The following is a 20,516-nucleotide window of genomic DNA, read 5'->3' as shown; positions in this document are numbered from 1 at the left end:
CATGACAGAAATAAACGCAGCAGAGCTAAGCAGACCCCGGGTCAACTTAGCTCAGGCATAGCAGCTTTGACTCGCTGAGTTGTCATAAAAACGCCGCAGAATAAATTCCAATCACTATAAACATTTTCAGGAATTGGGGTTCTTCTTATGCAAACGAACACAGTGTTTCGTCGCGCTTTATTGGCCAGCAGTATCAGTTTGATCTGCGCTTCAGTGATGTCGGCACAGGCCGCTGAATTAACAGGCCGGGTGGTGGATAGCCGTCAGGTATTATTGTCTGGTGTGCAGGTCAGTATTCCGGCATTAAAAATCAGTAAAGTGACAGGCCATGATGGTCGTTTTGTGTTTTCTAATTTGCCAGAGGGCCAGTACCAACTGCAATTTAGTTATGCCGGTGTGCCACAGCAAAAATCCGATGTCAGCTTAACCTCTGATCAAGCGATGGGTGATATCACACTGGCCAAAGTGGAATCCGGCATTGAAAAACTGGAAGTACAAGGCCAGTTGGCGTCAGCAGGGAAGGCCTTAAGTCAGCAACGTTTTGCCAGCGGTATTGTCAGTGTGGCAACGACAGACGAACTGGGTCAGTTCCCGGATAAAAACGTCAGTGAATCCTTAGCCCGTTTAGCAGGTTTGTCGGTGGAGCCGGATCAGGCGAAGGCCGTTTTATCCGCGTGCGTGGTTTAGCGCCGGATTATAATACTGTGACCTACAACGGCACTCAGCTGGCTGCGCCAGAATCAGGCCGCCGTGCCGTGGCTTTGGATGTGATCCCCTCAGATTTATTGTCCTCGGTTGAAGTCACCAAAACCATAGCACCAGAGCAAGCTGCTGGTTCTTTAGGTGGCACTGTCGATATCAAAAGTATCTCCGCTTTTGACCGCAGCTCGGATTTTTATACCTTTAGCGCTGAAGGTAGTTACAACCAGCAACAAAGCGAAACCAGCCCAAAAGTATCAGGTTTATACAGCAGCATTTTTGATGTAGCTGGTGATAAAGATGCTTTAGGTGTAGCACTTTCCGCAAGCTATGCCGATCGTAAATTTGGCTCAGACAACGTCGAGACTGGAGGTAACTGGGACATTGAAGAACAAGCTTTAGCTGAGTTTGAGCAGCGCCAGTATCAAATCAGTCGTAAACGTATGGGCTTAGCACTGAATTTAGATTATCGCCCTGAAGGCGATACCGACTACTACCTGCGGACTTTGTACAGCAAGTTTACCGACGATGAAGTGCGTCAGAGTTTACTGACTGAATTTGCAGAGCCAGTGCAAGCAGGCGCAGATTCCGCAGGTGAGCTGGTGCGCGGTATTAAAGCCCGTGAAGAAACTCAAACCATCAGCGCTCTGGTGCTTGGCATGCAACAACAGTTAGCAGACTGGCAGTGGAAAGCCGAAGTAGGCGCCAGTAAAGCCGATGAAAAAACACCTTTTAGTCTGGCCGATGGTCAGTTTAAACAAGAATTTGACGAAGGTTTAAGTTTCACTGGTACAGATAAACTGCAGTTATTGGCACCTGAGTCGGCTTATAGCGCCCAAGACTACGAGCTGGATGAAGTGGAAGTGGCGGACACTTTCACTGAAGAAAAAGAGAAAAACGCCAAGTTTGATGTAAGCCGCGAATTGCTCCAAAGCTGGGGCGCGCTGGAAGTCAAAGCTGGTGTGAAATGGAGTGACAGAAGCAAAGTTGCAGATGAAAGCCTGTGGCTGTATGAGGATTTAGAAGATGCAGGCCTGGGTAAACTTACTCTGGTTGATTACCCTATGGGCAGCGCAGATTACGGTTTAGGTCGGTTTGGTCCTGCCATCAATCCTGGCTTGTTATTGTCAGAATTAAGCACCTTAGACAGAGATGATTATCTGGACCCGGTGGAATCACAAATTAATGATTTCAGGGTGGATGAAGAAATTAAAGCCGCTTATTTGCAAGGCAACTGGCAAGGCGAAAACTGGCAGGTCATTGCAGGCAGCCGTTTTGAACATGACCAACGGGACGCTGTTGGCAGCAAATACGACGCGACTACTGAAGAATTCAGCCCGCAATTGTACAGCGGTTCTGAATCCCACTGGTTACCAGCAGTCATTAGCCGTTACAGCCTGTCGGATCAAACCCAGGTTCGGGCTGCTGTGACCAGCTCTTTAGTTCGCCCAAGTTTTGCTCAACTGGCACCGGCTTTTGTGCTGGAAGAAGATGATGGTGATGTTGAAGCCAGCTTTGGTAACCCGGCACTTGAGGCCTTAACTTCAACCAACCTGGATGTAGGTGTGGAGTACTACCCGGATAAGTTAGGCGTCATGTCAGCCATGTTGTTCTACAAAGACATTAAAGACTTTATCTACGCCACAGACCTGGCAGGTCAGGGTGAGTATGAGAACTTTAATCACGCCGAAACCTTTATCAATGGCGATGATGCCACTTTGTATGGTCTGGAGCTGAACTATGTGCAGCAACTGCAAGGGGTCAGCGAGTTTTGGGATCACTGGTTAGTCTCAGCCAATTTAACCTTAAGCCGCTCTGATGCGCAAATCAGTTGGTTTGATGATGGCGAGCTGCAAACCCGTGATATTGATTTACCCAGTCAGTCGGATAAAACCGCTAATATGGCCATTGGTTATGAAGACAACAGCTGGAGCTTACGTTTAGCTGCCAATTACAAATCGGATTATCTGGTGGAAGTCAGCGAGTTTGACGACCCGGCTTATGACTTATTCAGCGACAGCCAGTTGCAATGGGATTTCAGCGCTAAGTGGAAAATCGACCCGGCTGTGCAGTTGTACTTTAATGCGGTGAACTTAACAGATGAGCCGTATTACAACTACACAGGTACACGCGCCTTTAATGCTCAGTACGAAGAATATGGCCGTACTTTTGCCGTCGGTATTCAGTTAACCAACTGGTAAGGATGGCGCATGAATAAGAAATCATATGAAAACCTGCGGGGGCCAGTTGCTGGCCTGCTGCTGGTGTTAAGCTGTGTGGCCGGTGCCAGTAATACTTCAGTACCTGAAGGAAAAAACCGGTATCAGGCGAGCAGCTTTGCCGATCGTATCGTGTTGTTACCTGCCACTGATGCGTCCAGCAGTCAGGCCGTGGGTTGGCGTAGCAGCATAGCGCAAAGCCAGCTGCAATGGGTTAAAGCTATTGATGGCCCTGCACTGGAGCTGGATGCGAAAACGCAGGATGTCAAAGGCACTTTAGTCAAGACCGACAATGGCTCAGCCTATTTTTATAAGGCCACTATGTCTGGCTTACAAAACGATACCTTGTATGCCTACAGAGTCAAAGGCGAAGGCAACTGGAGTGAGTGGCTGCAATTTCGCACCGCCAAAGCAGAGTTTGAGCCTTTTAGTTTGCTGTATTTTGGCGATGCGCAAAACAACTTAAAAGCGCATTTCTCGCGTTTGGTGCGTAGTGCTCAGCAGCAAGTGCCGCAGGCTAAACTGATGCTCCATGCAGGGGATTTGGTCAATTCCCGTTACGGTATTTTGGATCACGAATGGGGTGAATGGTTTGACGCTATCGGCTGGGTGGGCGCTATGACACCTCAGCTGATTGCCGCTGGTAACCATGAATACTTAAAAAGCGAGAATGCCAAAGGGGAAGAACGCAGGGAGCTGGCCGCACAATTTACCGCGCAGTTTCAGAGCCTGAACAATGGCCCGGCCGCTTTGCAGGACACAGTGTTTTACCACGACTATCAGGGCGTACGCTTTATTGTGCTGAATTCCACTGCAGCAGTGGAAGATGAAAGCCTGGCTAAAGTACAGGCCGACTGGTTAAAGCAGGTGCTGAGCACTAATCCGAACCGCTGGACTATCGCCATCTATCATCATCCAATGTTTTCGGTGTCGTTAGGCCGGGATAACCCACCATTACGTCAGTACTGGCAGCCTTTATTCGACCAGTACAAAGTCGATTTGGTGCTGCAAGGCCACGACCATGTCTATGGCCGCTATCAGCCTGAAGGCAAAGGCCCGGTGTATATGGTGTCAGTGGCTGGTCCTAAAATGTATCTGGTGTCGAAAGAGGCCAGGGCCAAAATGGCTCAGGTCGGCGAAGATACTCAGTTGTTTCAGCAGCTGGATATCAGTGAAAACCAGCTCAAAGTAAAAGCCATGACAGTGACAGGCCGCTTATACGACAGCTTCACGTTAAAGCGTCAGAGCGATGGTTCGAACCTGTTGCAGCAACAATTTAAAGCCAAAATCAACAGTTGCAGCGCTAAAACCATTAACGACAACAAATGCTGGCAAGGCACAGAATTCAGCGCTGCACAGAGCGCTTCGGAGAAAAAATGAAATACTCTTTTATCGCAACTTTAGTCTCAGCAGCCATGCTGCTGAGCTGTCAGGCGCAAAGCCAACACAGCGCCGCAGTTAACTCGTCTGCAGCTGTGTATGCACAATTAAATACCACAGCAGGACAGTTTCAAAGCTCTGCTACTGCCTTAGTCTGGCAAGATGACAAAGGTGCAGTGATCCAGCAATGGCCCGGCGTATTTCGCCGTTTAAAAGCTTTGCCCCAAACCGATGGCTCTGTATTACTGGCTGCTATTGAAACTGAAAGCAATCAGTTGCACTGGTGGCAACTGCAGGACAAAACAGTACAGCGCTCTGGCAAACAGTTGGTCAGCCAACTGGTGGTGGACGATGTATGCTGGTATCAAAGTGCCCAGAACAAACAACTTAGCCTGTTTTTAATAGGTGACAGAGGCTTAGGTGAGCAGTGGTTGCTGGCACAGGATTCCAAATTTTTAGCTGCACCTTTATCTATCCGTACTCTAAACCTGCCGACTGATGCCACAGCTTGTGCTGTGGATCAGCAAAAGGGCACCTTGTATCTGGCAGAAGGTGCCACAGCGCTTTGGTCTTATAATGCCGAAGTAGAAGCCGATGAAGGCCGCAGCCTGATTGACGTGCAGGCACCATTAGGCAAATTAACAGCTGAAGTGAAAGCGCTGGAATTCACTGCAAACAACACTTTAGTGGCGCTACAGGAAGAACCAGCTTTGTTGCAAAGTTATCAAACCCAAGGTGATGCTTTGGTGTGGCAACAGAGCAAAGCCATCCCCGCACTGGAATCCGCAGAGCAGTTAGGCTTGTCTGCCGGCATCTTGTCTGTGGTCAGTGAAGAGGGTCAGCATACGCAATTAAAAGATAAAGCCTATCAGGCGCAAGCTGCTGTATTGCCAGAGCGGGCCATGCTGCCTATGCAGCAGTTAAGCCCAACTTTAGAAACTGTGGCTGTTAGCTACAGAGGGGATGCCATAGATGACCCTGCTGTCTGGCAGAATGCGAAAAACCCTGACAACAGCCGTATTTTAGCGACGGATAAAAGAGCGGGTGTAGCTGTTTACAATATGAAAGGCGAGCAGCTGCAGTTTTTAAATGTGGGTCGTGTGAACAATATCGACCTACGTTATGGCCTTCAGTATCAGGGTAAAAAACAGGATATAGCGGCAGCGACCTTAAGAGCTGATAACTCGGTGCAGTTGTTTGCAATAGATGCAGAGGGGCAGGTGAACACTGCGCTGAAATTTGCTACGCCTTTTAGTGATATTTATGGTTTGTGTTTGTACCAGTCAAAACGCAGCGGCCAGACTTATGTGTTTGCTAATGACAAAGATGGCACTGTATTGCAGTACCAGATTAGCTCCAGTGGCCAGAACTGGAGTGCCAAAGAAGTGCGGCGTTTAAAAGTGCCAAGTCAACCTGAAGGTTGTGTCGCTGATGATCAGAATGACCTGCTGTTTTTGGGTGAAGAGGATGTGGGCATTTGGCGTTTTTCCGCTGATGCCAAAGCGGATACCCAAGGCGAGCTGGTAATAAAAGCTGATGGCGATGTGCTGGTGGCTGATGTGGAAGGTTTAGCCCTGTTGCCTGGAAAAGCTGGAAAGCCATCCTATTTACTGGCCTCCAGTCAGGGCAATGACAGTTATGTGTTGTTTCAAACCACAGCACCTTATAAAGCCGTAGCCCGCTTTCGTATTCGTTTAAATGCAGAGCTGGGCATAGATGGCAGTTCAGAAACCGATGGTCTGGAGCTAACCACTTTGTCCTTGGGTAAAGGTTTCGAACAAGGGGCTGTGATAGTGCAGGATGGCCGTAACCGTATGCCGGAACAAGGGCAGAACTTAAAACTGGTGCCTTTAGAGCAGGTATTGGAATTACTGCCTGCTCATTGAGAACAGAATAGATAGCGCTCAACAAAAAGGCCGGTGTTTGATTAAACACCGGCCTTTTCACACGTCCTGCCAAATTAAAATAAAAACAAAAAATCAAAACTTAACATTTACCTTTTTTCGCTTGTCCTGGCGGGCAATGTTTGCCGTGACCATGACCTTCGACTATGACACCAGGCACCAGAACTTTAGGTGGTTCAACTGTGACACTAGGACCTCTGACTGCACAGCCTGTTAAACCTGACATCATCACTACTGCAACAACTAAAGCTGAATAGATACGCATTTTTTTCCCTTTTATTTAAACTTACCCCTTTAGCTTAGAGCGAATTTCAACACTTGTACAATCTGAAGTGTCAATCCGCTCAGTCATCATGACGGTGGTAATGGCGTTTATGCTTTTTGTGCTTTTTATGATAATGCCTGTCCTGATAATAGTGTCTTTCTTCAACCACTATGACCTCAGGTCTTGGTTCGACTATTACCGCAGGACCGTAATAAGCCGGTGGTTCAACCCAAACCGTAGGGCCTCGTACCGCACAACCTGTCAGTGTAAGCAGTGCGGCTATAGTTGTGGTCATCAACAATGCTTTTTTCATCATAAGCTCCGTCTGTTAATCTGACAGGTAGTAGTCAACTGTCGCTACTACTCTGACTTTTTTGATATAAGGGGTATTGCTGTCCCGATCAGTAATGCTGAATTGGCCCTGACTTGCCGTTTTGATTTTGCCCAGTTTACTGTCCGAATCAGCGGCAAATTTAGTGGCGACCTCACGGGCGTTGCGAGTCGCCTCCTCAATCATGTCGGGTTTTAATTCGTTTAAACCACTGAAGATAAATTCGGGTTTACTGTCGTAATCCTGACCCGCTATGGCTATGCCTGTTTTACTTAGCTCCAGTAACTTCGCCATCGCCTGATGCACTAAATCGACATTGCTGCTGTACACAGTCACAGTAGAACTGGCGGTATAACGCATCTGATTGGCGTTGGGGTCGTAATAACCCGCCTGACGATCGACAATTTGTGGCACTGCAATAGTGATTTCTTTTTGACTAAAGCCCTGCAACTTTAAAAACGCCTGAATTTGCTCGTTTTTACGTTCAAGATTGGCGACCAAAGTGGTCAGGTTATTGTCGACATCGTTAAATTTAATAGGCCAGATGACGCTGTCTGCGGCGACTTCACGCTCCGACAAACCTTTGACCTGAACTACACGTTCCATAGCCCTAAATTCAATCACGCTGCTGGCTAAGATTGCACTACCTGCGACCATACCTGCGGCTAGTATTGCGGCAGCAACCCAAGAGAGGGACTGTTGCATATAAACTCCTGTTCTTTAGATAAACTCAGTGTATGCAGAGTAGCTGAATGGCTGATTAATGCCTTGAGCACTTGGGTATAGTTGGCAAAACATGCTGGTGCCTTTGCATCTGGCCCTTTATTATGGAAGCCCAGACTTCTATTTCAGACGAACTTTTATGCAAATTGAACAGAGCAAAGTCAGCTTAACAACTGCAACAGGGCCTATGTTGGTGTATCAGTATCAGCCGCTGGGCGCAGCCACAGCAGGTAAAACTTATCCTGCAATTTTGTTTTATTCAGAGATTTTCCAGCAAACTGCGCCTATAGCGCGTAGCGCCGTTATGCTCGCCAGTCATGGTTTTGTGGTGCTCGTGCCTGAGATTTTTCATGAGTTAAATCCGCCGGGTACTGTGCTTGCCTACGACGATGCAGGCAAAGACAAAGGCAATCAGGATAAATGGACTAAACCGTTGGAAAGCTACGATAGCGATAATCAGGCCATGTTGGATTATTTAAAGACGTTGCCCTATGTCCGGCCAGAGGTGGGGGCTATGGGAGTTTGTATTGGTGGTCATCTGGCGTTTCGTGCTGCACTCAATCCAGCGATTAAAGCCACCTACTGTTTGTATGCCACAGATTTACACAGCGATACTTTGCCTTGCGGTAAAGGCCAGCAGACCCTGGACCGTGCCGCTGATATTCAGGGCGAATTGGTGATGGTCTGGGGCAAACAAGACCCTCATGTATCCGCTGAAGGACGGCAGAAAGTCTACCAAAAGCTGATCGAAGCTAATCTTCGTTTTAGCTGGCATGAATACAATGCCCAACACGCTTTTATGCGCGATGAAGGTGAACGTTACGACGCCGCATTAGCGCTGCAGAACTATCAGCAGGCAGTAGCTTTGTTTTTTCGAATGTAATATATTTGTTTAACAATTGTGTTTATATTGTTTTTTAAGGACAAGGAATGTTTAATCAATGTGTTAAATTCATTGTTGCTTTGGTGTGGCTGTTCTCCTCATTCAGCCTGATTGCAGCCTCCACTGATATCACAGCCTTATTGGCTAAACACGATACGTACTCCAACGTGAAAATTGCGCCTGATGGTAAACATCTTGCTGTAGTGGTGCGGCTGGACAATAAAAGAGCCTTGCTATTTATTCAACTGGACGGATTTAAGCCTGCAGGTCAAATCAAATTCCCGGGCGATATTGAAGTGGGTGATTATCACTGGGTAAACAATGAACGTGTTGTGATCAGCCTGGCTGAAGCCTCTCCCTGGGATGCCGAACCTAAGTTTTATGGTGAGCTTTATGCCGTGAATTATACCGGGAAAAAAGGCGAAATGATTTTTGGCTTCAGGGTGGACGAGAGTTCAAACTTTAGTCGTATCCGAGCGAAGGAGGCCAAAAGAGCCTGGGGAGAGGTGATCGACACTCTGCAACATGACGATGACAACATTCTTATTTCCAGTACCCAATGGACAGTAAGAGGGGAGCACCACTCTGAATTATTGTTGCTCAATACCTATACTGGCAGGTCTAAAAAAATTGCAGTTTCGCCAGCACCAAACAGTCAGATCCTGACCAATAGTCAAGGGGAAATCCGCGCAGCTGTGGTGCTGACAGAAGATTACAGTAGCGAGCTTTATTACTATGATCAGAAGAAATGGCATCAGATCCCATCGGATAAATTTGGCGAAAGGCTGACTGCTATAGCGGTCAACAACTCGGATGATGGACTAATCATTCTTGATCAATTTAACGCCAAGCAGCAGGGGCTCTCGGAGTTGAAATTCACAGATGCCAGCAGACGTTTAATTTATCGCGACCCCGTTGTCGAGGTGAGCTCTGTTGCTCTTACCCAAAAGGAACGCCAAGCCTATGCGTTAAGAGTGGATGATGGTAAACCTGCTTACCTTATTTTAGAGGGGCAACAAAAAGAAGCCCAAATATTCAAAGAGTTAGTTGCCGCTCTGCCAGGAAGTGCAGTGCATATTACCAGTAGGACAGATGACGATAATATCTGGGTGGTTTTTAGTTATAGTGATGATCACGCTGGTACTTATTATCTGTATCGAAAAGACAAAAATTCGTTAGTCGAATTAATGCAACGTAAACCTGAATTGAGCCAAATCCAGTTTGCAAAAACAGAACCTGTTCAATTTAGTGCTTCTGATCAAACCAAAGTGCACGGCTATATCACCAGAGCAGCCAAAGCGGACAGCAAATCTATGGTGGTCCTTGTGCATGGCGGCCCACATGGTATTCGTGATTATTGGGGCTTTGACAATGAGGTTCAGCTGTTGAGTCAGGCAGGTTTTAACGTGCTACAGGTGAATTACCGTGGCTCTGGCGGCTATGGGGCTGATTTTCTTAAAGCGGGTTATCGGCAGTGGGGCGGCGCTGTGCAGCAAGATATTATTGCCGGGACTCGCTGGGCTATAGGCCAGGGGTATGCGGAGCAGGGGAAAATATGTATTATGGGTACATCTTTTGGTGGTTATTCTGCAGTCCAGTCTGCAGCAATAGAGCCTGATTTATTCAGCTGCGCAATAGCGGTATCTGGAGTTTATGAGCTGAATTTAATGAAAACTGATGGCGATGTGCCGCTACGCTCTTTTGGTATTTCTTACCTGGATGAAGTGCTGGGGACTGATCCAGAGGAACTGAAGTTATTTTCTCCTGTGCACAGAGTCGCCACGCTAAAGGCGCCTTTGTTGTTAGCTCATGGTAAAAAAGACAAACGGGCTCCGATGTCTCAGGCTGAAGCTTTACGTGAGGCTCTGGATAAACACAATAAAACCTATAAATGGCTTGAATTTGATAATGAGCGCCATGGCTTTTATGACCCGGAAAACAGGCAACATTACTTTGAACAGGTGACTCAGTTTATTCGTCAGCATACCCACTGATCAGTCCAGATCCGGTTTCAAGGGGTTGTGAATGCTCAGCTCTGGGGTAAAATAAAGGCTATCTGGCGATAGCCTTTATTTATTTAGTTGAGAATCTATGTTTTGTCGTGAATTTGCGGAAGGTCGGTGCCACTCCTGTGCTCATTTAGCTGAACCTTATCCTGCACAGTTGGAGACAAAGCAGCACTCTTTGCAACAACTGTTGGAACCCTTTCATCCTGAAGTTCTGTTGTTCCCCGTAGCCAGTGAAGAACAAGGTTTTCGGACCAAAGCCAAAATGGTGGTGTCGGGCAGTAAAAATCAGCCTGTGCTGGGTATTCTTACTGACCGGACTGCTGTTGATTTATCGGCTTGTCCTTTGTATCCACCTTCGTTTGCGCCAGCTTTTGCTCTGATCAAAAGTTTTATACAACGCGCAGGCTTAACTCCTTACCAGGTGGAACAAAAACAAGGAGAGCTGAAATTTGTTCTGCTTAGTCAAAGTCAGCACTCCGCTCGCTTTATGCTGCGTTTTGTGTTGCGTTCTAAAAACTGTCTTGCGTCGATTCAAAAACACTTACCCTGGCTGCAACAGCAATGGCCAGAGTTAGAGGTGTGTTCTGTGAATCTGCAGCCTGTCCATATGGCTGTGCTGGAAGGGCCTGAGGAAGTCCTGTTAACTGCACAGGATGTCTTGCGGGAAGAGTTAAACGATATCCCTCTGTATTTAACCCCGCAAAGCTTTTTTCAGACCAATACAGCCGTAGCTGCAGCTTTATATGCTACCGCCAAAGACTGGGCTGAAGCTATTCCCGGAAAACGACTGTGGGATTTATTTTGTGGGATCGGAGGCTTTGGCTTGCATCTGGCGCAGGATAACAAATGGGATTTAACTGGTATTGAAATCGCGCCTAAAGCCATCGCCAGCGCAACACGCTCAGCTGCAGAATTGGCGTTGACCGGGGTGACATTTCAGGCGTTGGATGCCGCTGCTTTTGCAAAAGCCTCTGCCTGTGCTCCTGATTTATTAGTGGTGAATCCGCCCAGACGCGGTTTAGGAGCTGCGCTTTGTCAGTCTGTTCTGGCGCTACAACCTGCCTGGCTCATGTATTCCAGTTGTAATCCTCAGAGCCTGGCCAGTGATTTGGCTATGCTTAGCCAGGATTACCAACTGTTAAAGGTACAGTTGTTTGATATGTTTCCTCACACGGAGCATGCGGAAGTGTTAACCTTGTTACAAAGACGTCCGTTGTAAGTGACTCAGTAATTTATATATTTTTGTATTTTCCCTGTCCAAGATCTAAATCTGCTGCTAATTTTTTATCAGTATTTTCATTTCCCTGTTTTTAATTTATGTCCGTGGAGTATTGTTCTATCGCGGACTTGCTAAGGAGAGTGTTGTTAATGCGTAAGAACCTGCCTGTGACTGACAAAGAACGTACTTTTCCAAAAGAGCAGCAGCTCATCTCTTCAACGGACATTAAAGGTACAATTTTGCATTGTAATGATGCTTTTGTGTCTATAAGTGGATTTAGCAAAGAGGAGCTGGTCGGTAAACCTCATAATATTGTGCGGCATCCTGATATGCCTGAGGCGGCTTTTAAAACTATGTGGGGCTATTTACAGCAAGGCAAACCCTGGATGGGGCTGGTTAAAAACCGCTGTAAAAATGGAGATTATTATTGGGTCAATGCCTATGTCACTCCTGTGACTGAGCATGGCCGGGTGGTAGGGTATGAATCGGTACGCACTTTGCCCAGCAGGGCTCAGGTCGAGCATGCAGAGCAACTGTATAAAGCGATTAACGCGGGTAAAAATACCGAAAAGGCGGCATCGGATCTGGCTGCAGATTTACGCTGGGCTGTGATGCCACTGTTGGCGGTGATGCTATCTTTGGTGCTGTGGTGGGCTATCGGATCTACTGCAGCTGCTATCGCTTTTATTATCACGGCCTTATTTAGTTATGGTTTAGGTGTGTATCGCCTGAAGCAATCGTTAAGTGGTTTAGTGGAGTTGTTGCCCACTCCTTTTACTGATCCATTAGCGGTGGCGTCTTATGCAAAACATCAGGGGCGATTAGGGCAGTTGGAAGTCGCTTTACTTGCTGAGAGTGCGCACTTAAATACAGTTCTCACCCGGATTGAAGACGCGTCGACCAAAGTGGCGGTGCAGTCGGAGCAGGTCAGGCATTTATCTGTCGATGCAGCGGACAGTATTCGTAAGCAGCAGATGCAGACGGAGCAAGTAGCCACAGCCATGAATCAGATGACGACCACTATTGCTGAAGTATCTTCTCATGTGCAGGATACTGCGAGTAAAGCGGATGATGCTGATGCGTTAGCTCGTTCAGGTTCGACTGTGGCGGGACAAACCCGTGGCGCTATGCAGCAGTTACAAAAAACGGTCAATGATATCAGTCAGTCGGTGGCGGATTTGGCTGAGCAAACCAATAAAATAGTTGGTGCAGCCCAAATCATTGAACAAATAGCTGAACAAACTAACTTGCTTGCGCTTAATGCAGCTATTGAAGCGGCGCGGGCTGGTGATCAAGGCCGAGGATTTGCTGTGGTGGCCGATGAAGTCAGGCAACTGGCTTCCCGCACTACTGCATCCACTAAAGAGATTTATGAGATTATTCAGCAGCTCTCTGCGAAAGCCAAAGCGTCGGTACAGGTCGCGGAGAATGGTCGTAAGGACGCTGAATTGGGTGTGACTCAGGTTGCTCAGGCAGAAAAAGCGCTGGAAGGTATTAGTGTCGCTGTCAGCAGTATAGCGGCTATGGCTGGACAAATGGCTGCAGCCGTGGAAGAGCAGGCTCATGTAGCTGAGGATATTAACCAGCAAATTGTCAGTATTTCCGATTTAGCCACTACCTCATTAAATCAGGGGACTGCAGTCAGCGAGAGCGGTAAGGATTTACAGAATACCTCAGAGCAGTTGCACGAATTGGTCGAGCGGTTCCGTAAAGTCTAGAGCCTGTTCACTTTTAGATTGATGAGAACTGAAGTTGCAGTGGGCAGCAACGCACTGCAACTTCAGATACTGCGAGCTGGACGACAACCCTAGCGCTTTTGTTTCATCTGGCTTTGATTCAGGTTTTGGATGACAGGCAGATGGAAGGTTGTTTGATGCTAAAGCTGAACAAACTATATCCCTGCTCTGACTGCTTTAATTGATAGACCACTCCATAGTCTTGTTCTGTCATTACAGGTGCAGCAAGCTTGCTGAGTAAATAAACCAGTTCAGGCGTAGTATTACTGTGACCTACCACCAACACTGCCGCATCCTGCTGCTGAATTCTTGTGACAAGATGAGCTAAATCAGCTGCATTGTAGAGGTCGATTTTTGCGCTCGGTTGTGTCAATCCAATCTGTTGTGCTGTTTGCCGGGTGCGCTGATAGCCGCTGTGGTAGATAGTCGCCAGCGAACCAGGTATGAGTTTTGCCATAGCTTGTGCTTGCGCTACGCCACAAGGACTCAGTTGTGGGTCCTTGTCCTTTGACGTTAATTTTTCTGCATGGCGCAGCAGATAAATTTCGCTGGGCGCTGCGCGCAGAGTCGATGTGAAGCAGCCCAAGAGTAGGACTGCGACAAAAACTGGTACCTTGTTCAACACGGCTTCCTCATTTTTGCGGTTTTGTCAGTGTTAAAAACCAGTGGAGCATGCCAGATATGCGGAACATACACCAGCCGCTAAAAAGAAAGGTTCACGGCAAGGCTTTTATTTTTTACACTAAGGTTGTTTTTATTCCGGATGCTGTGTAGTGGAACCTGTATTAACTTTTTTGACCTCTTACCCCGAAGCTGTGAGGATTCAGGTGCAAGCTCTTATTGCTCAAAATCGTTTGGCTGAAGTGCTGGCAAGCCGTTATCCCGAATCATCACATGACATTCAGAATGACAAAAGTCTGTACCAATTTACTCAGGAGCTGAAGCAACGTTTTGTCAAATCCAGCCCACCCGTCAGTAAAGTCTGTTTTGATAGTAAAATTCATCTGGATAATAGCTTAGGTTTACATAGTTTTGTCAGTCGGGTGCAAGGCGGAAAATTAAAGGCTAAACAGGAAATCCGTATTTCGGCTTTATTTAAGCAGCTACCTTTCCCTCTGTTAAAGATGGTTGTTGTGCATGAATTGGCGCACTTACGCGAAAAAGATCACAACAAAGCCTTTTATCAATTGTGTCAGCATATGGAACCCCAGTATCATCAACTGGAATTTGACTTACGCCTGTTTTTAACACTAAGACAGCTGGAAGGAAAAGCCTTATGAGCTCTGGTGATGCCGTTTTTGTGTATGGTTTATTGACTTTTCCTGAAGTGGTTTATGCAATTACAGGACAGCGCTATAACATGCAGCCAGCCAGTCTGGTTGATTACAAAAGCTATGGCTTAAGCCAGCAGCCAGGAGAGACGCCAGTACCGGCGTTAACCCGCAGTCCTGGGCATTTACAGCATGGACAGCTATTGCTTGATGTTTTACCGCCAGAGCTGGATAAACTGGACTTTTTCGAAGAGGTGGATTCAGGTTTGTATGTACGCCAAAAGGTTAGAGTTCAGTATTCTGGCCAATGGCTGGATGCCTGGTGTTATGCCGCCGGGCCAGCTCTGTTGCCTTATCTGGCAGGAGAATGGTCTTTGCAGCAAGTTAGTGAAGAACATAAAAAGCATTTGATTACGCAGTTGATACCGTCGATGTTAACGACTTATCATAATTTATCTGGCTGTAGCGGCACTAAAACAAAGGCATCCCCTTTGTCTGAGGACTAACGCATTGAAATTAATCCAATTACTGGTGGGCGCATTCCTCGTCCTTTCCCCCCAGTTACTGGCGGCTAATGTTGACGAACTGGCTACCAATTTTGACTGGCATTTTCGCCAGACATTAAAAAAGAACAATATTCCTGGCGCTGCCTACGCTATTGTCAAAGACAACAGAGTCGTAAAAGTCGGTGCTTATGGTGTGCGCTCCGTGGGCTCCAAATCGAATATTGATGCTTATACTGTATTTAGATTGGCGTCTGTATCTAAAACTTTTGCTGGTCAATTATCTTCTTTGCTGGTGCATCAGGGCCGTTTCCAGTGGGATGATCCTGTCACCCGTTATGTGCCGTCTTTTTCCTTTAAAAGTCCGCGCCATACCGGAGCTTTAAAAGTTGAACATTTGTTATCACAAAGCGCTGGTTTAGTGCCTAATACCTATGATGATTTAATTGAAGCTAATCAAACGCCTGCACAAATTTTACCTAAGTTCCGTTATTTAAATCCGCGTTGTAATCCGGGGAAATGTTATGGCTATCAAAACGTCCTGTTCAGTCTGATCCGGCCTGTGATGGAAAAAACTACCGGCAGCAGTTACGAAAGCCTGATGGAACAAAAACTGTTTAAACCACTAAAAATGCCCACTGCTTCGGTAGGGTACTCCGCCTTTTTAGCCTCGAAAAACCGCGCCATGCCTCATGTGCGGGTTAAACGTGGCTGGGCTGAAACCAAAGTAAATCCAAGCTATTACAGAGTCAGCCCTGCTGCCGGTGTAAATGCCAGTGTGATGGATATGAGCCAATGGTTAATGGCGCAGTTAGGGCAGTATCCAGCAGTATTAAGTCCAGCCATGCTGCAAGATGTTCGGACCAAAAGAGTGAAGGTAGCCGATGATTTAGGGGGCCGTACCTGGGGTCAATATGTCACGACCTCACATTATGGTTTAGGAGTGCGTATTTTTAACTTTGGCGGACATGAGGTTTATTACCACGGCGGCTGGGTGAAAGGTTATCGTACTGAAATGGCTTACTCCAAAGAAAAAGGTGTAGGTTTTGTTGTACTGATCAACGCTGAAACCAATCTGGTTGGCGATTTGTCTACCTGGTTCTGGTCTAATTTATTGGCGGTTAAACCTAAACAGAAAAAACGTATGGCAGCTCAAATGCAGGACGAATGGCAATTGGAGATGGACGAGGAAATTCAGTGGCAGGCCCCTTTGCTGGCTGACTGATGCTGGACAGATGCAAAGCACTGCTATACTCATGCTGATTAAATTGAAGTAGTTCGTACATAAGGATAGATGCCCGATATGTCGATGGGAACCATAAGTCAGTCTTCGTATAGTAAAACCGTAAAAACTATCCTGAGCAAAATTCATGATGCCACAGCACTGAATGATTCAGTGTATGAAGTCGCTACTGATTATTTTCGTCACGCAAAGCAGCAAGAGGACAAACTGACTCAACTGCAGATGCAGGTGCGTAAGTTTGAAAAAAAACCAGAGCTTTCCAGCGCAGAACAAAAGCAACTCGCAGAAGCACAGTCAGCATTAAAACTCTATGTCCGTATGTTGGATGACAGTCGTCTGGAGCGCTATCGAGCCTTAAAGGCCTTATGTTTGCAAGTGTTACAACTGACTGAAGGCGAAAGCTTTGACGAAACAGTCCAGATGTCCTCTAAGTTTTTGGGGACTATTCAGCTGCTTGCTCCCAGCAATGGCAAATATGTGGCGTCGGTGAATCAAAAGTTTAAGCATTTATACAAAGGCGTTTTAAGTTTGCGACTGCTGGATCGTTTGCTGCTGGACGACGAACTGAACAATAATTACGTGCAGGCGAAAGTGCGTGCCGCCAAAGAAATGCTGGATAACTCAGAGGCCGCTTATCAGGCTGACTATTCCCCTTTTCGTGATGATGTGCAATTGCCATTGTTAATGGCTGCTATTTTGCAGGATATCGGCACCTATCATCCGGACGCGTTGGCTATCTTGAAAGGACCTGAGGGCGATCTGGATGAGTTTCGGGTGCTTGATGATGAGAGTCGGGTTGCGCTATTAAAAATTAATTATCAGGAAACCTTAAGTTATGTGACAAAAGGGTTGGCCTGTGATCGTTACGTCGGTAATTCCAAAGAAGAGCGGGAGCTGTTTAATCAGAACGAGCAAGACAAACTGAATTTTGTTTACACCTTGCTTAAAAATGCGATTAAACCCGAAGGTGGTGTTGGGAATCTGCTAAAAATCCCACAGATTTATACATCAGTCGTCTTGTCGACCAAATTAAATCACAGCTATGAATCATTGCCTAAAGCGGCTCTGGTGCTACAAAGTGGTGTGGAACGTGGTTATTACCATAAAGCTGCTGTGGATGCGCTGCTTAAAATTACCGGCTTGTTTCCGCAAGGTTATGGGGTGACTTATATTCCAAAAGACTCCGATAAACGTGATCTGGACAGATATGAGTATGCGTTGGTTGTGTCTTTGTATCCGCCTGCTTTGGATATGCCGATCTGCAGGGTGGTCACCCGTAGCATGACCTTTAGTAATACCGGGACTAATGTGGTGGTTAGTGTGGATAATAATCTGTATTTTCCAGCGGCCCGAAAAAAGTTAGAAAAAATGAGCGAAGAGCGGTTGCTGGAAATACTGAGCAAGCTGGTCTCTAATTTTGAAGAACGCAAAAATATGGAGTTAATTCCAAAGTGCTGGTTTCCTGATGAGTATTTTTCTTACAGTAAAAATCAAAACTTATGGAATAAAGTGACTACTATCCAGAATTGATCGTGATGCTGTGCCGTGAAATAAAAAAAGCCCGGCTGGATAGCCGGGCGAAAAATAGCGGTTCAGGGAGATAAACAAAACCGCTTGCGCTAGAACTCCTCACACTACAAACCTAATGATGGCCAGAAGACTCATCATTTCGTGATGGCGTCCATACTGCAGCTAACAACATGGACCACAGCCATTAGTATTGGTTCAGTCTCAGGTGGTATCAGCTTCTCAACTGGTTAATGGCTGAGCAAAAGGCGGAGCAGCAGAAGGGGGCAGTTGCTTTGAGCATCACTGCATCCATCTTGCGTTGACTTGTGCTCAGCATAGAGATGGATGCAAATGAAAGATAACGTTTTAACTCAATAGCCTCTATCGGTTTAATTGATGAGGCAGCTCTGGTCCGAGCTTAGACTAGCAGTGCAGTAGTACGCAGCAATAGAGTGGATTGTCATAGTAATCAGTGGAGGTAACAACTCGGTGTCTGAGCTAAAGACTGTACTGCCATCTTCTGCTTGCAGCAACAAGATGCTTTGGCTGCGCTCTGGTAGTAAGTTTTTGAAAATATTCGTTATTTCATCCTCAAATTTAAAGCAAAGGCACAGTGCTCCCAAAGCAATACCTTCATCAGACAGTACAGCCTGAGCATAAATCAGGCTTTTTTTTGTTGTGGCTGCAGGTCGGAATATCTGAAAATCTCGCTGATGTTGCAGGCATTGCCGGACTAAGGGAGCCTAGCTGGAGCTAATGCAAAGGTTTTGCCAGTCTGTCAGGCATTTGTCTCAACGATTTTTTCGATACAAGTCTAAATAGAAATTCAGGCTAATTTGCGGTGAACTGGCGGCAAACAGCTGTTTTTGCTCCGGTTTAAACTTCCAGGCTAAAGGTGTCATTTCCAGTAGGTTTAACACCATATCAGCAGGTAAATGTGTCAGTTGCAATTGAAGTTCGTGACGCTGCTGATGTTCAAAGCTGGCTATGGCTTCAATCTGATCGCTGTGCAAGCGCACTGAACTGTAAACCTGCTGTTTAATTTCGATCAAATGCTGGGGAGCCGGAGTGACCGTGAGTAACAGGCCATCCGTTTTTAGTACCCGTGCCAGTTCGTCAGGCTCACAAGGTGCACACAGTTTTAAAGCCGCATCAAAGCTTTGGTCGGCAAAAGGCAAATGCCAGGCACTGGCGACACAAAATTTGATCGCCGGATAGCTTTTAGCGGCTTTTTTGATAGCGGTTTTAGCAATGTCCAGACCATATAATCCGAGTTCTTTATTCGCTAAAGCCTGCATCAATCTATTGCTGTAATAACCTTCGCCACAACCTAAATCCAATAAGCTTGCCTGTGCTGGCAACACTTCGGAAAATATCTGATTTACTGCATCAGATAATGGCTGGTAGTACCCGGCGTTTAAAAAGTCCCGGCGGCTTTGCATCATCAGTGCGGAATCGCCCGGCACTTTAGAGTTTTTTTGTTGTACCGGCAATAAGTGCAAATATCCCTCTTTGGCTATGTCAAAGCTATGGTTGGATGCACAGACAAAGCTATTGTGCTGTTGCGTCAGGTGCTGCTGGCAAAGTGGGCAACGATACATACAGGCGTCTCCGGTTTAATTCAGTTGTAGCAAATCCCAACGGGTGCCATATAAATCCTCAAAAACAGCCACAGTACCGTAAGCTTCTTCGCGAGGTGTTTCGAGGAACTTCACGCCTTGTTGTTGCATTCTTGAGTGATCGCGCCAAAAATCGTCGGTATTTAAAAACAGAAAAACCCGGCCGCCACATTGATTACCAATCTGTTGTTTTTGCTGGTCGTTACTGGCTTTAGCGAGTAACAGTGCGGTTTCAGTTGCACCCTGAGGCCGTACTACCACCCATCTCTTATCCCCTTGCGGGCTGTCTTCCACTAAATCAAAACCAAGTTTTTGAGTGTAAAACTGTATCGCTTCGTCGTAGTCAGCGACCAATAGACTTATTAAACCTAAACGTTGTTTCATCATGTCGACCAGGGGACGGGTTAAAAAGTGGTGTTATGCTACCGACCTGCGGCCTGGGATACCAGTAAATATTCTCTCTTCACAGGCCTTTGGCTGGGCAGACAAAGAACTGAGTTGGTATACTGCCTTCTTTAATCGATCCCTGTGGAGAAACGAATGTCTGGCTCAGAACTTGAACTCTGGACTTTGGATGAGTTGTGCGATCACGCCTTTGTAATTTTTGAAGAGTTAGCAGAGGAGAACTTATCTGCTACAGATTATGCGCTGTATCAACAACATGCGGTGGAATCTGCTTATGTAGATTTAGTACCAGCCACTGAGGATTGGGTGGATATGATTGCTATGGACATAGACCCGGAACTGCATGTGGAGGCGCATATTGGTTTGTCAGAGATCAATGGCGTTGCTGAGTTGGTGCTTGCCCGCATTTTGTTGAGCAAAGAGAAGTTTGAAACTTTATGCCATGCCCGTTGGCGTGGGCAAGACTAAATTGAGCTAAAGAGTAAGCCAAGCCTCGGATTTTATATCATTTTTTGGGATTTTTCGTTTGCGACTGGCTATCTTGCGCCTACACTAAAGAGGTGTCAGTGATCGGATTTCAGGATCTGAGATAAACGAG

19 protein-coding genes are annotated in these 20,516 nt (G+C 46.5%); 13 read left to right on the top strand and 6 right to left on the bottom strand.

All coding sequences use genetic code 11. The features are described from left to right. The first annotated feature begins 147 nt into the window (after positions 1 to 147). Genes WH43_RS20270 through WH43_RS03095 form a run of 4 tightly spaced genes read left to right on the top strand, consistent with a single transcriptional unit; the run spans position 148 to position 6,184 of the window. A complete protein-coding gene (locus tag WH43_RS20270; protein ID WP_286049425.1) occupies positions 148 to 687 on the top strand; it encodes a carboxypeptidase-like regulatory domain-containing protein in 540 nt (179 codons plus the stop codon). Next, on the top strand, positions 675 to 2,900 hold the full coding sequence (locus tag WH43_RS03105; protein ID WP_286049424.1) for a TonB-dependent receptor: 2,226 nt from the start codon (positions 675 to 677) through the stop codon (positions 2,898 to 2,900). Before WH43_RS20270 ends, WH43_RS03105 begins: the two co-directional genes overlap by 13 nt. A 9-nt stretch (positions 2,901 to 2,909) precedes the next feature. Then, on the top strand, positions 2,910 to 4,298 hold the full coding sequence (locus WH43_RS03100) for a purple acid phosphatase family protein (RefSeq protein WP_053423197.1): 1,389 nt from the start codon (positions 2,910 to 2,912) through the stop codon (positions 4,296 to 4,298). Next, a complete protein-coding gene (locus WH43_RS03095) occupies positions 4,295 to 6,184 on the top strand; it encodes a phytase (RefSeq protein ID WP_053423196.1) in 1,890 nt (629 codons plus the stop codon). The genes WH43_RS03100 and WH43_RS03095 overlap by 4 nt, the downstream gene beginning before the upstream one ends. A gap of 100 nt (positions 6,185 to 6,284) precedes the next feature. Here WH43_RS03095 and WH43_RS03090 read toward each other — a convergent pair whose 3' ends face one another. The 3 genes from WH43_RS03090 to WH43_RS03080 form a co-directional block, all read right to left on the bottom strand. Beyond that, a complete protein-coding gene (locus tag WH43_RS03090) occupies positions 6,285 to 6,467 on the bottom strand; it encodes a hypothetical protein (RefSeq protein WP_053423195.1) in 183 nt (60 codons plus the stop codon). Between the two features lie 79 nt (positions 6,468 to 6,546). Next, positions 6,547 to 6,780, bottom strand: coding sequence for a YajG family lipoprotein (locus WH43_RS03085; RefSeq protein ID WP_053423194.1), 234 nt, complete (start codon positions 6,778 to 6,780; stop codon positions 6,547 to 6,549). 15 nt (positions 6,781 to 6,795) lie between these two features. Continuing rightward, positions 6,796 to 7,503 (bottom strand): SIMPL domain-containing protein, encoded by a 708-nt coding sequence (locus WH43_RS03080; protein WP_053423193.1) that lies wholly within the window; start codon positions 7,501 to 7,503, stop codon positions 6,796 to 6,798. 157 nt (positions 7,504 to 7,660) lie between these two features. Here WH43_RS03080 and WH43_RS03075 point away from each other — a divergent pair, with 157 nt between their 5' ends. The 4 genes from WH43_RS03075 to WH43_RS03060 all read left to right on the top strand — a co-directional run bounded on the left by WH43_RS03075 (position 7,661) and on the right by WH43_RS03060 (position 13,350). Next, positions 7,661 to 8,404, top strand: coding sequence for a dienelactone hydrolase family protein (locus tag WH43_RS03075; protein ID WP_053423192.1), 744 nt, complete (start codon positions 7,661 to 7,663; stop codon positions 8,402 to 8,404). Positions 8,405 to 8,451: 47 nt separating this feature from the next. Then, the gene (locus WH43_RS03070; RefSeq protein ID WP_053423191.1) at positions 8,452 to 10,398 is read left to right on the top strand and encodes an alpha/beta hydrolase family protein; all 1,947 of its coding nucleotides are present in this window, start codon (positions 8,452 to 8,454) and stop codon (positions 10,396 to 10,398) included. A 97-nt stretch (positions 10,399 to 10,495) separates the two neighbouring features. Then, positions 10,496 to 11,632 carry a 23S rRNA (uracil(747)-C(5))-methyltransferase RlmC gene (gene rlmC / locus WH43_RS03065; RefSeq protein WP_053423190.1) on the top strand — a complete coding sequence of 379 codons (1,137 nt, stop codon included), beginning with the start codon at positions 10,496 to 10,498 and terminating at the stop codon, positions 11,630 to 11,632. A gap of 149 nt (positions 11,633 to 11,781) precedes the next feature. Further along, the gene (locus WH43_RS03060) at positions 11,782 to 13,350 is read left to right on the top strand and encodes a methyl-accepting chemotaxis protein (RefSeq protein ID WP_053423189.1); all 1,569 of its coding nucleotides are present in this window, start codon (positions 11,782 to 11,784) and stop codon (positions 13,348 to 13,350) included. A 118-nt stretch (positions 13,351 to 13,468) separates the two neighbouring features. On the opposite strand, the gene WH43_RS03055 is transcribed toward WH43_RS03060, so the two are convergent. Further along, positions 13,469 to 13,993, bottom strand: a complete 525-nt coding sequence (locus WH43_RS03055) for a SixA phosphatase family protein (RefSeq protein WP_082335661.1) — start codon at positions 13,991 to 13,993, stop codon at positions 13,469 to 13,471. 202 nt (positions 13,994 to 14,195) lie between these two features. Between WH43_RS03055 and WH43_RS03050 the strand changes: the two genes are divergently transcribed. From WH43_RS03050 to WH43_RS03035, 4 genes are all read left to right on the top strand, one after another. Then, complete coding sequence (locus WH43_RS03050) at positions 14,196 to 14,648, top strand: YgjP-like metallopeptidase domain-containing protein (protein ID WP_286049423.1); 453 nt, start codon at positions 14,196 to 14,198, stop codon at positions 14,646 to 14,648. Then, a complete protein-coding gene (locus WH43_RS03045; RefSeq protein WP_053423186.1) occupies positions 14,645 to 15,145 on the top strand; it encodes a gamma-glutamylcyclotransferase family protein in 501 nt (166 codons plus the stop codon). The genes WH43_RS03050 and WH43_RS03045 overlap by 4 nt, the downstream gene beginning before the upstream one ends. Positions 15,146 to 15,149: 4 nt before the next feature. Beyond that, positions 15,150 to 16,367, top strand: a complete 1,218-nt coding sequence (locus WH43_RS03040) for a serine hydrolase domain-containing protein (protein ID WP_053423185.1) — start codon at positions 15,150 to 15,152, stop codon at positions 16,365 to 16,367. Between the two features lie 78 nt (positions 16,368 to 16,445). Beyond that, the gene (locus WH43_RS03035) at positions 16,446 to 17,915 is read left to right on the top strand and encodes a hypothetical protein (RefSeq protein ID WP_053423184.1); all 1,470 of its coding nucleotides are present in this window, start codon (positions 16,446 to 16,448) and stop codon (positions 17,913 to 17,915) included. 770 nt (positions 17,916 to 18,685) lie between these two features. Here WH43_RS03035 and rlmA read toward each other — a convergent pair. Together rlmA and WH43_RS03025 are read right to left on the bottom strand one after the other, a co-directional pair. Continuing rightward, positions 18,686 to 19,495, bottom strand: coding sequence for a 23S rRNA (guanine(745)-N(1))-methyltransferase (gene rlmA, locus WH43_RS03030; RefSeq protein ID WP_053423183.1), 810 nt, complete (start codon positions 19,493 to 19,495; stop codon positions 18,686 to 18,688). A 15-nt stretch (positions 19,496 to 19,510) separates the two neighbouring features. After that, complete coding sequence (locus WH43_RS03025; protein ID WP_286049422.1) at positions 19,511 to 19,900, bottom strand: VOC family protein; 390 nt, start codon at positions 19,898 to 19,900, stop codon at positions 19,511 to 19,513. Between the two features lie 153 nt (positions 19,901 to 20,053). Between WH43_RS03025 and WH43_RS03020 the strand changes: the two genes are divergently transcribed. Next, entirely contained in the window at positions 20,054 to 20,386 is a 333-nt protein-coding gene (locus tag WH43_RS03020; RefSeq protein ID WP_053423181.1) for a DUF440 family protein, read from the top strand. Positions 20,387 to 20,516 lie beyond the last annotated feature (130 nt).

This window comes from Rheinheimera sp. KL1 (assembly GCF_001275035.1).
Lineage (GTDB): Bacteria > Pseudomonadota > Gammaproteobacteria > Enterobacterales > Alteromonadaceae > Pararheinheimera > Pararheinheimera tangshanensis.
Note: the sequence above shows the minus strand (reverse complement) of the source record. Positions and strands in the feature narration are given on the sequence as shown.